Here is an 11,607-nt window from a genome sequence, read left to right as displayed (position 1 = left end):
GCCGTCGGCGCACCTATACTGAGCCGATTACGCTTGGATAGGAGATCCGGCTTGGCCCCCAGTTCGTCGATCATCGACCGCATCGAATCCATCCCAACGCGCGAGCTGTACTTTTTTGCGTTGTACCGGGTGCTGGTCGCCGCACTGCTGAGCGCGCTGGTGTTCGGGCCACTCACCCCCATGGTGGGCGAGGCCCACCAGCCGCAGCTCGCGCAGGCAGTCTCCATCGGCTACCTGCTTGTTTCCGTTGCACTGCTGTTCTGGGGCCGCAACGAGCGCTGGTTGCAGCGCATCGTGATTGGCAGCGTGGTCATCGACATCGCCGCCGCCACCTTGCTCAGCCATGCCCTGCCAGGCGCCAGCGCCGGCATTTCAATGTCGCTGCTGTTCAACATTGCTGCCGCCGGCCTGCTGCTACCCCTGTCACGTGCAATGCCGCTAGCGCTGCTGGCCTGTACTGCCAGTATTGCCGAGTACATCTGGCAGATGCTGGAAGGCGGGCAGAACACCCGCACCCTGGCCGAGCTGGCGATGTTCGTCAGCAGCTATCTTGCGCTGACCTACATCGCTTACCAGATCGCCAGCCGCACCCGCCGCACCCAGCAGCTGGCCGATCAGCGCGGCGCCGAGGTGGCCAACCTGTTCGAAGTCAACGAGCTGATCATCCGCCGCATGCGTACTGGCGTACTGGTCGTAGATACCAACGGCCAGATCACCCTGGCCAACGAGGCCGCGACCGCCCTGCTCGGCGACATGGAAGGTGCACTGGCCACCGAGCGTGTCGCCCTGAGCATCGCTTCACCAGAGCTTGCCCGACGCCTGCAGCGCTGGCGCAACGGCTGGCACGAAGACGAACAACCGCTGCAGCTGGCCCCTGAGCAGGCCGAAGTGCTGCCGCGCTTTGCCCGCCTGCTGGCGGACAGCGACATGTCGCTGATCTTTCTGGATGACACCACGGTGGTCTCACGCCGGGCCGAATCACTGACCTTGTCCACGCTTGGCCGCTTCTCCGCCAGCCTGGCCCATGAGATCCGCAACCCATTGGCAGCAATCAACTACGCCACCCAGCTACTGGAGGAGTCGGACGACATTGGCGAGGCCGACCGGCGCTTGCTGCAGATCATCCATCAGCAGTGCCAACGCACCAATGGCATCGTCGAGAGCGTGCTGGCACTGGCCCGACGCGAACGGGCCAATCCGGAAAACCTCGACCTGGCCGCCTTCGTGCGCCGCTTCGTGATCGAGTACCGGCAGACCCTCTCGCTGGAGAACGACAGCCTGGAAGCGGTGATCCGTGAGCCATCGGTGATGGCGATGATCGACCCCCGGCACCTGCATCAGGTGCTGACCGCACTGGTCCACAACGCCGTCAAATATGGTCGGATGGCCGATGAGTCGGCGCGCATCCGCATCCGGGTCGCCTCGGCAGAGCGCAATGCGGTCATCGACGTGATGGACCGCGGCCCAGGCATCCCTGATGCCATCGCCACCCAACTGTTCCGGCCGTTCTACACCACCTCCGAACATGGCACCGGGCTGGGCCTGTACATAGCCCGCGAACTTTGCCGGGCCAATCAAGCCCAGTTGGACTATGTATCCATTCCCGCTGGCGGCGCCTGCTTCCGGCTGACCCTGAGCATCCCGAAAACCGCATTCGCCCGCGGCCAGCGCCAATGAGTCGTTTTTCGATGCAATCGTTTGTAGACATGCCTCAACCTCAGCTATCGTTCCATTCATGAACGCAACACATAGCGCCCTGATCGTCGATGACGAACGCGACATCCGTGAGCTGCTGGTCCTCACCCTTGGCCGGATGGGCTTGCGGATCAGTACCGCAGCAAACCTCGCCGAGGCCAGGGAACTGCTTGCCAGCAACCATTTCGACCTGTGCCTGACCGATATGCGCCTGCCCGACGGCAACGGCATCGAACTGGTCACCGAGATCACCCGCGACCACCCGGCCACCCCGGTGGCGATGATCACTGCCTTTGGCAGCATGGATCTGGCGGTAGAGGCACTGAAAGCCGGCGCCTTTGACTTCGTCAGCAAGCCGGTGGACATCAATGTACTGCGCGGTCTGGTTCGGCACGCCATCGAACTGAACAACGAAGCCCGGTCCAGTACCCCGCCGCCGCCGGAAAACGCCACCCGCCTGCTTGGCAGTTCGCCGGCGATGGATGAGCTGCGCGCCACCATCGGCAAGGTCGCGCGTAGCCAGGCACCGGTCTACATCCTGGGCGAATCTGGAGTTGGCAAGGAGCTGGTGGCCCGCACCATCCACGACCAGGGCGCGCGTGCAACAGGCCCGTTCATCCCGGTCAACTGCGGTGCCATCCCCAGCGAGCTGATGGAAAGCGAGTTCTTCGGCCATCGCAAGGGCAGCTTCACCGGTGCACATGCCGACAAGCCTGGGCTGTTCCAAGCGGCCAACGGCGGCACCCTGTTCCTGGACGAAGTAGCCGAGCTACCACTGCAGATGCAGGTCAAGCTGTTGCGGGCCATCCAGGAAAAATCGGTACGCCCGGTCGGCGCTGCCACCGAAGTCATCGTGGACGTGCGCATCCTCTCCGCCACCCACAAAGACCTGAGCACCTTGGTGCAGGACGGGCGCTTCCGCCACGATCTGTACTACCGCATCAACGTCATTGAACTGCGCGTGCCGCCGTTGCGCGAACGCCGCGGCGACCTGCCGCAGCTGGCCAGCACCATCTTGAACCGGCTGGCACAGCAGCAAGGCCAGAAGCCACCGCAGCTGGCAGCTTCGGCGCTGGAAGCACTGGATGCGTATTCCTTTCCCGGTAACGTCCGCGAACTGGAGAACATCCTTGAGCGCTCATTGGCGCTGGCCGACAGCGACCACATCGACGCCAGCGACCTGCGCCTGCCGCAGCCGCAAAGCGCACAGCCGCGCATTCCCAACGGTGAAACTCCTGCACCTGCCTCCCCTCCCCAGGAAGCCGTTGTCGACATCGACCCCGCCAGCGCTGCCCTGCCTTCCTACATTGAGCAGATGGAACGCACGGTGATCCAGAGAGCGCTGGAAGAGAACCGCTGGAACAAGACCAAGACTGCCGCCCAACTGGGCATCACCTTCCGTGCGCTGCGCTACAAGCTGAAAAAGCTGGGCATGGAGTAAGGCCGGCACCCAGAACCCAAGTAGAGCCGAGCCATGCTCGGCTGGGGCGTTACCGATAACCCTCATGTAGTGCCGAGCCATGCTCGGCTGGGGCATTACCGGTACAGCCCCGCTGCCGAGCATGGCTCGGCACTACACACTACGCGGAGCTTAGTCCTTGGTAACGCGATTGATCTCGGCCAGACTGGTAGTGCCCTGTGCCGCCTTCAACAACGCCGACTGACGCAGATCATTGATACCTATCTTCTGTGCGGCCTCAGCGATATCCATCGCATTGCCGCCCTGCAGGACGATCGACGCGATATCGTCGGTCATCGGCATCACCTGATAGATACCGGTACGGCCCTTGTAGCCTTCAGTGCACTCATCACACCCCACCGCTTCAAACAGCTGCACGCCCTTGGCGATCTGCTCGGCGGTATAGCCCTCAGCGAGCAGCGCATTCTCAGGCAACTGCTGCGGACGCTTGCAATTGCTGCACAGTCGCCGCGCCAGACGCTGGGCAATCACCAATGTCACCGAGGAAGTGATGTTGTAGGGCGCGATACCCATGTTCATCAAACGCGCGATGGTCTGCGGCGCATCGTTGGTATGCAGCGTGGATAGCACCATGTGGCCGGTCTGTGCAGCCTTGATCGCGATTTCCGCAGTTTCAAGGTCACGGATTTCGCCGACCATGATGATGTCCGGATCCTGTCGCAGGAACGAACGCAGCGCCACCGCAAAGGTCATGCCGCGCTTGTTGTTCTGCTGCACCTGGTTCACGCCGGGTAGACGGATTTCCACCGGATCCTCAGCCGTGGAGATATTTCGCGTATCGTCATTGAGGATACCCAGCGCCGTGTACAGCGACACCGTCTTACCCGAACCAGTCGGGCCGGTAACCAGCACCATGCCGTAAGGCTTGTGGATCGCCTCCAGGAACAACTTCTGCTGGTCAGGCTCATAGCCAAGCTTGTCGATACCCAGCTTGGCCGCACTGGCATCAAGGATACGCAGCACGATCTTTTCACCGAACAAGGTCGGCAAGGTACTGACACGGAAGTCGATCTGCTTGGATTTGGACAAATTGAGCTTGATGCGACCATCCTGAGGCACGCGCTTTTCGGCAATGTCCAGCTGCGACATGACCTTGAGGCGAGCTGCGATACGCTGATTCAGCTTGACCGGCGCCTTGGCCACAGTCTTGAGCAGACCGTCAATACGGAAACGGACCCGGTAATCGTCCTCGTAGGGCTCGAAGTGGATATCCGAGGCCCCCTTGCGGATCGCATCCACCAGCGCCTTGTTGACGAATTTCACGACCGGCGTGTCGTCACCCTTTGCATCGACGCCGGTATCACCACCGCTACCCATGTCCTCATCGCCGGCAGCAACGTCCAGGTCGCCCATGCCTTCATCGTCACCACCAAGACCCTCACCCAGCGACTCGTTGCTGGCCAACCAAAGAGCCAAGGTCCGGCGGATCTGCTCCTCATCAACCAGGATAGGCTCGACCACCAGGTTGGTCTGGAACTTGATCTCATCCAACTGCTGGGTTGGATTGCTGGTGCCGACGAACAACTTGCCGCCGCGCTTGAACAGGGGCAACACGTGATGCTTGCGCAGCAACTCCTCACTGACCAGTTTCATCGCGCTCTGGTTGGTATCAAACACCGACACATCCAGCAGCGGCATGCCGAATTCCATGGCGTTTGCGGCCGCCATATGCGCGGCGCTCACCAGCTTCTTGTCAGCCAGCCATTGCGCCAACGGCACCTTGGCCTCCCCGGCCTGGGCCATCGCGGTACGGGCAACAGCCTCATCCAGCGCCCCGTCCTGGACCAGGCGGCGGGCGATGCCGGTGATTCCGACAAGATTGGCAGTGGCAACGTTCATTGAGGCATCCCCTGAAAGCAGGCCTCCAGATTACCTCAAGCCCCTATAAACCGGCAGTCCATCCGCACCAAGGCCACCAACCCGGCTACTATGCCAACGGGGAGAACTTCTGGTATTCAAACGTGCGTGAACTGAGCATCATCCTGCCTGCAAAGAACGAGGCCGAGGGGCTGAAGCGGACATTGCCTGCCCTGCGGGAGGCGTATCCAGCTGCTGAAATCATCGTCGTTGACGACGGATCAACCGACCAGACCGCGGCAATCGGCCGGGAACACGGCGTCAGCGTACTCAGCAGCCCGTACTCCATGGGCAACGGCGCGGCGATCAAGCGCGGCGCCCGCGCCGCTACCGGGCAAACCCTGGTGTTCATGGATGCCGATGGCCAGCACAGCGCCAGCCATATCGCGCAGTTGCTCGCCAAGCTGGAAGACGGCTACGACATGGTGGTGGGCGCCCGTGACAGCAGTGGCCAGGCCAACGTGCACCGAGGGCTGGCCAACGCCTTCTACAACCGCTTGGCCAGTCATATGACCGGCCACAAGATCCACGACCTGACCTCGGGCTTCCGCGCCGTGCGGGCCGACAAGTTCCGCGAGTTCCTGCACCTGCTGCCGAACGGCTTCAGCTACCCGACCACCAGCACCATGGCGTTCTTTCGCAGCGCCTATCCGGTGGCGTACGTACCGATCCCGGTGGCCAAGCGGGTGGGCAATGGCAGTCATATCCGACCGCTGAAGGACGGAATCCGGTTCTTGCTGATCATTTTCAAGATTGCGACGTTGTATTCGCCGATGAAGTTGTTTGCGCCGGTGGCAGCAGCGTTCTTTCTCACCGGACTTGGCTACTACGGTTATACATTTGCAACCACACATCGATTAACCAATATGAGCACACTACTATTTAGCGCGGCTGTAATCGTATTTTTGATCGGCCTGATCTCAGAGCAGATCACCAACCTGACTTATCGGCGTGACTCCTGAGACGGCACCCACACGCATCCTGCTAGTCACCCGCAACCTGCCCCCCCTTGTCGGCGGCATGGAACGCCTGAACTGGCATATCGCCGACGAGCTCTCGCAATACGCCGAGGTATGGATAATTGGCCCCAAAGGGGCATCGATGCGAAGCTCTCAAAGGCTGACAGTAACTGAAGTGCCGCTACGCCCCCTGTGGCTATTCCTGTTGACATCAGCATGGCATGCACTACGTATTGCTTACAAATGGCGACCACATGTCGTTCTGGCAGGTAGTGGATTGACCGCGCCGGCCGCGCTAATGGCAGCTCGCGCCGCAAATGCGCGAGCAAGCGTTTATCTTCACGGACTGGATGCAGCGGTGCGCCACCCTGTGTATCGAGCCATCTGGAATCCTGCCATTCGCAGAATGGACATCGTCGTTGTAAATAGCAGACCGACCGCTGAACTAGCCCATAAGTTAGGTGTACAAGCCACTGACATACGCGTCGTGCATCCAGGCGTGCAAATGCCAGCCTCGCCGCAGCCAGCAGAAGCTTTGCAGATTTTTCGAGAAAATTTCGGGCTAGGCCAAGGACGCCTACTTCTCTCGATAGGCCGACTAACCACCCGCAAGGGTCTTCGTGAATTCGTGCAAAATACCCTTCCCGGAATCATCAGCAACGCTCCTGATGTAAATCTAGTCATCATTGGAGATGCACCTACTGATTCGTTACACGCTGACGTACAAACCAGATCCAGCATTCAAGCCGCCGCCGACACGGCTGGAGTCGGCCAGCATGTTCGCTTCCTCGGCATCATCACAGAACCTTCAGAACTGGCTTGCGCATACGAGAGCGCAACCTTGCATATCTTCCCTGTACGAAGCATCCCGGCTGATCCGGAGGGCTTTGGTATGGTGGCCATTGAAGCCGCCGCCCACGGCCTACCCACCGTAGCGTTTGCAACCGGGGGAGTGGTAGATGCCGTCAGTACCGGCCAGTCAGGCCAACTGGTTCCACCTGGCGACTATAATGCACTGCGCGATGAAGTAATCAAATTACTGGCAGACAAAGAGAGAGACTGGAAAGTTCAAAGTCAGTCATTTGCTAAAGATTTCGCTTGGCCTATTTTTGGAAGAAAGCTGTTTTGCGCCATTGGCGTATTCACCAGAAAACCACCGACAGAAGAACAGGGCCTACCGTGATTAGAAGAGCCCATGCAACCGTCGACATGCTTTCCAGAGAGTTAAAAGCAAGAAAAATAGAACTTCTTTTGAACTTGGACTCATCCTCCGGACCACTACGCGTGTTGGAGATCGGCACTGGCTCCGGAGGCATTGCACATTACTTCGCAACGCATGCAAATCTGCAATGTTTGGTCACGGCAGTTGATGTAGAAGACAACAGACAGGTATGTGATAACTATGAATATATATCGGTGCAAGGTGTCAAACTGCCATTCAATGACGCACAGTTTGACGTGGTCATCAGCAACCATGTAATTGAACATGTTGGCGGACATCGCAGCCAACTAAAGCACCTCAAGGAAATCGCGCGCGTACTTAGCGAGCGCGGCATCGGGTATCTAGCCGTCCCGAATCGCTGGATGCTGATCGAGCCTCACTATGCATTGCCATTCCTCAGTTGGTTACCGAGGCACGCAGCGAACCGCTACCTCGCCCTTTCTGGACGCGGTAAAGATTATGACTGCACCCCACTCCGGCTTGATGACCTACACGCTCTCCTCCGCAGGACCGGGCTCCATTTCCGTCATCGCGAATTCGATGCACTGCGAGCCATCAATGCGATCGAGCCAGAAAATAAAATAGCTCGACTGGCCTCACGGCTACCTCTACGCGCACTCACACTTTTCACACCACTCCTGCCGACCTTCATCTGCACGCTGAATCACCAGAGCTCAAACCATGACGACCGCTAAGCCCGCAATATGGTTCTTAGCCATCCGAGCCGGCACTGGCGCTGACGTATTCACTACTCGCTTATGCGCAGCACTTAACGCTCTCGGAATTCAGAGCGAAATTACTTGGCTGCCACATCGAGCCGAGTATCTTCCATGGCTAAGCAGCCCTCCTCAACCTCCGCCGTGGGCCACCATCGCACATGTCAACACCTGGTTACATCGACGCTTTCTTCCCTCCCAACTCCCGGTTGTAGCTACGATGCATCACGTCGTGCACGATGCATCGCTAGCACCATTCAAGCGCACATCACAATCCCTGTATCACCGCTTTTGGATCAAAGAAATCGAACAACAAGTTCTCGCACGTGCAGGTGCTATCAGTTGCGTCAGCCAGTATACCGCGAATCAACTAAACAGCTGCTTCGGCAAGACGCAATCTGTCGTAATCCACAATGGCGTAGACCTTTCTCTATTCGAGCCAACATCCAGCTTCGAACCATCCAGCACCTTTCGACTCGTATACGTGGGCTCATGGTCGAAAAGAAAAGGCAGTGACATGCTCGCCACTATCATGGAGAAACTCGGAACTGGTTTCGAGTTGCGTTATACAGGACCACCACGCCCAATGCCCGAAAACTGCACCTCGCTTGGCCGGATTGATACCGCCGCACTAGTAGAACTCTACAGCAACAGCGACGCACTTCTTTTTCCAAGCCGCCTTGAGGGCTTCGGTCAGGTTGCCGCCGAGGCGATGGCCTGCGGACTACCCGTCGTTGCCGGGAGGAATTCCGCACTCCCGGAAGTGGTCAAGCACCAGCACACAGGCCTTCTAGTTGAACATGATAGCCCCCAGGATTACGTCGATGCGATTAAGACAATCAGCTCCTGTAGGAGTCGCTGGCTAGAAATGTCCGCGGCTGCAAGAAAACATGCGACAGCTAACTTCGACATAATAAAAATGGCAGAGTCGTACGCCCAACTTTACTGCCAGCTGATTGAACAAGGAAATACCCATGGCAAGTAGCCATACGCACCCAATACATAACGCCGTCTACAAAGAAAGACGAGTAGCAAATCTGGGATGTGGTGAGCGCCATATCGAAGGGGCAATCAACATTGATCTATTCTCCAAGAATGCAGATGTCAGGCACGACCTAAATCAGTTTCCGTACCCATTTACGGATAGTACTTTTGACGAAATTCACGCATGGAATGTCATCGAACACCTCGACGACACAATTGAAGTGATGCACGAAATCCACCGAATCGGCGCGGACGGATGCTTGGTGCACATTCGCGTCCCCCATTTTCGAAGCGCATGCCTATACGAAGACTTAACACATAAACGCGGGTTTGCATGGCGCAGCTTTGACATCTTCACCGAAGATGGATTGATCTACGGAGACTACGCAAAATGCCGCTATAAGATAGTATCTCGCGAATTCACTCCTTATCTGCTTCCCGTGCTCTACCGAGCACTCTCAAGGCTCCCGTCTTTAACTGATAATCTATTAAGCAAATTCATCCCCATGGCATCCATCAAGTTCACTCTTCAAATTGAAAAGGCACGAAAGCCTGAACCATGCCCAACATCCAACCCTACGAATAGCGGTTGACTATAGCGCTAGCCACAACCTGCTTCTTCGCGAGCAGAAAAGCGCTTTCAAAGTTCCCACTATCCTCAGCATCAAGGAACAACTCAACCTCGACAAAACCATTCTCCCGCAGCGAACGCAGCAGCGCACTCAACGGGTAAACATGGAGCTCCATAGCCTGTTCGAAAACCGGACGTTTTCGCAAAATATTTCGCAACCAATTCAACGGCTTGAAGGCATAACGAAGGCGTACCATTACCCTCAACCAACGGCTGGCATTGCACGCGGTGTAAACCTGAAACCCAACATAGCCACCTTCAGAGATGCGACCAGCCATCTGCCGAATTAGACGCATGCCTCGGGACGTCGGGATATGCTGCAGTACCAGGTAAGAGTGAAAAAAATCTACTCCATCAGGAACTCTAGATAGTGAATCATCCGAAAGCACGGCACTTAGGTTGGTAATACCCCAGTGCCGACAATTTCGCTCCACCTCAAGCAGCATGGATGGAGACACATCGACTGCGATGACTTGATCACTGCTACGCGCTAAAGGAATTGCTAACCGTCCGACGCCGCAACCCAAGTCAACAGTTATTCGAGGACGCCATACATGGCCTTCGCGACGTTCTATAACATCAAACAATGATCGCACATGAGCTTCACCGGACTCGAAAAATTCTGCGCGGGCCTCTTCATCAAGCCTTGCATTACCAAATTGCTGGACACTGAGCGAAGTATGGAGATTTCGCTCCCCACCGCTCCCAGTCACGGTCTGTCCCCATTTTCGGCCTCGCTTTTCATCTTAAAATTTTGAACCGCATCAATATCGCGACATGATGCAAGAAGCTTGATCACTAGCACGCTACTGACCAACGCCATTCCCCACTCAGAAAATGCCAAAGCAACCACCATTCCCATTGACCCTATATACGATGGCAAGATCCCCCCCGCGCAGATCAGAATCACGACGCCCAAAAACTCTGCACCCACTCGCATCCAAGGCCGCCCTAGCGCCATTAGTACATTACCAGACACCAACCGGAGCGCGACTCCGGGAATGATGAGACACATACTTCTCAAGACGTCGCCGATACCGGCGTAGGCCGCCCCCATAACAATGTCAATCCAACCGGCGCCAACCCAGAACAACGCACTCAGAACCGCGCCATACAGCAACGCAATCAGCGCCATCAGTGCTACAAGTCGCCAAAGTGCAGGCCCGACAGACTCTCGAAACAAACGTGGCAGCGCGGAGACCACCATCGCCATTACGGGCAATACACCAGCGGCCATGATCCGCGCAGCCGCGGCGTAAAGGCCAGCGTCATAGGCCGACATTGAACGCACGGCCACCGCCTTGTCCAATTCGGTGGGACCGTTTCGGGATAGGTCAGTTGCTGCGTAACCACATGCTTCTGCCCACTCAGCACGACAAGGAAGGCGCCAGCGATGAGTAGGGACGACCTGCGCGGTGGATCGCGCGACAGCGAGCGCGCCTAATGTTGCAAGCAAATACGCGACAGCGTACGCCGAAAGCGGGGAGTCAAAAGAAACCATAACGACAATACCCGCAGCAAGTGTGCGCAACGCCAGCGGCAACACCTGCAACAATTGCGCGCGTGCAACTTCGCCGCGACCGTGCCGCTCCGCCGCATACAAAACCAAGAGCGGCTGGGCCACCAACTCGGCAAGACCCAGTGCCAGGAGCGCATCAGCGCCAACCGCTGACTCGGGAAGGGCTAACAGACATAGGGGAACAAAAAACAGAAGTAATACAGTCCCAACCAGTAACACTGCCGGAGTCGCATAGGGCAACCCTTCCCCCTGACCGCCGTCACGGGTGATGGCCCTCATCTGCATCAATGGCATGCCGCATCCTGCAAGCGCACCAAGAAAAATCGCCAACCCCATTACACCAGCGAAGGCTCCATAAGCGGCTGGACCAAGAAGATAAGTCACCAGCAGCAGAGTTAACGCCTGCAGGACCAACCGTAGAGCGAACACAGCGATGGTCCTTAGCGTCGCGCGCGCAATAGGCCCCTTCATTCAACTCCCCTTGCCAACCAGCTAAGCCAGATTCCGACGCAATCTTAGCCGATCAGGCAGGGCCATCCAGTTA

At 57.6% G+C, this 11,607-nt stretch carries 10 protein-coding genes; 7 read left to right on the top strand and 3 right to left on the bottom strand.

What is annotated here, in order from left to right; translation table 11 throughout:
* Positions 1-51 precede the first annotated feature (51 nt).
* Positions 52-1,677: a sensor histidine kinase gene (locus ACVOLL_RS03520; protein ID WP_481511605.1), complete on the top strand. Its 1,626-nt coding sequence runs from the start codon at positions 52-54 to the stop codon at positions 1,675-1,677.
* Between the two features lie 58 nt (positions 1,678-1,735).
* Positions 1,736-3,136, top strand: a complete 1,401-nt coding sequence (locus tag ACVOLL_RS03515) for a sigma-54-dependent transcriptional regulator (RefSeq protein WP_481511604.1) — start codon at positions 1,736-1,738, stop codon at positions 3,134-3,136.
* A 150-nt stretch (positions 3,137-3,286) separates the two neighbouring features.
* Here ACVOLL_RS03515 and pilB read toward each other — a convergent pair whose 3' ends face one another.
* Positions 3,287-5,014, bottom strand: coding sequence for a type IV-A pilus assembly ATPase PilB (pilB, locus tag ACVOLL_RS03510; protein WP_481511603.1), 1,728 nt, complete (start codon positions 5,012-5,014; stop codon positions 3,287-3,289).
* A 122-nt stretch (positions 5,015-5,136) separates the two neighbouring features.
* Here pilB and ACVOLL_RS03505 point away from each other — a divergent pair, with 122 nt between their 5' ends.
* From ACVOLL_RS03505 to ACVOLL_RS03485, 5 genes are read left to right on the top strand one after another with little or no spacing between them, the layout of a single operon-like run.
* Positions 5,137-5,994 carry a glycosyltransferase family 2 protein gene (locus ACVOLL_RS03505; RefSeq protein WP_481511662.1) on the top strand — a complete coding sequence of 286 codons (858 nt, stop codon included), beginning with the start codon at positions 5,137-5,139 and terminating at the stop codon, positions 5,992-5,994.
* A 58-nt stretch (positions 5,995-6,052) separates the two neighbouring features.
* A complete protein-coding gene (locus tag ACVOLL_RS03500; protein ID WP_481511602.1) occupies positions 6,053-7,174 on the top strand; it encodes a glycosyltransferase family 4 protein in 1,122 nt (373 codons plus the stop codon).
* A complete protein-coding gene (locus ACVOLL_RS03495; RefSeq protein ID WP_481511601.1) occupies positions 7,090-7,908 on the top strand; it encodes a class I SAM-dependent methyltransferase in 819 nt (272 codons plus the stop codon). The genes ACVOLL_RS03500 and ACVOLL_RS03495 overlap by 85 nt, the downstream gene beginning before the upstream one ends.
* Positions 7,895-8,914 (top strand): glycosyltransferase family 4 protein, encoded by a 1,020-nt coding sequence (locus ACVOLL_RS03490; protein WP_481511600.1) that lies wholly within the window; start codon positions 7,895-7,897, stop codon positions 8,912-8,914. The genes ACVOLL_RS03495 and ACVOLL_RS03490 overlap by 14 nt, the downstream gene beginning before the upstream one ends.
* Positions 8,904-9,506 carry a class I SAM-dependent methyltransferase gene (locus tag ACVOLL_RS03485; protein ID WP_481511599.1) on the top strand — a complete coding sequence of 201 codons (603 nt, stop codon included), beginning with the start codon at positions 8,904-8,906 and terminating at the stop codon, positions 9,504-9,506. Before ACVOLL_RS03490 ends, ACVOLL_RS03485 begins: the two co-directional genes overlap by 11 nt.
* Here ACVOLL_RS03485 and ACVOLL_RS03480 read toward each other — a convergent pair.
* Together ACVOLL_RS03480 and ACVOLL_RS03475 are read right to left on the bottom strand one after the other, a co-directional pair.
* The gene (locus ACVOLL_RS03480) at positions 9,490-10,257 is read right to left on the bottom strand and encodes a class I SAM-dependent methyltransferase (protein WP_481511598.1); all 768 of its coding nucleotides are present in this window, start codon (positions 10,255-10,257) and stop codon (positions 9,490-9,492) included. The two genes, ACVOLL_RS03485 and ACVOLL_RS03480, sit on opposite strands and share 17 nt — an antisense overlap.
* Positions 10,254-11,534 carry a lipopolysaccharide biosynthesis protein gene (locus ACVOLL_RS03475; protein WP_481511597.1) on the bottom strand — a complete coding sequence of 427 codons (1,281 nt, stop codon included), beginning with the start codon at positions 11,532-11,534 and terminating at the stop codon, positions 10,254-10,256. The genes ACVOLL_RS03480 and ACVOLL_RS03475 overlap by 4 nt, the downstream gene beginning before the upstream one ends.
* Between the last annotated feature and the right edge of the window lie 73 nt (positions 11,535-11,607).

Source organism: Stenotrophomonas sp. STEN035 (assembly GCF_056759935.1).
This window is presented reverse-complemented; position numbering and strand designations above follow the sequence as displayed.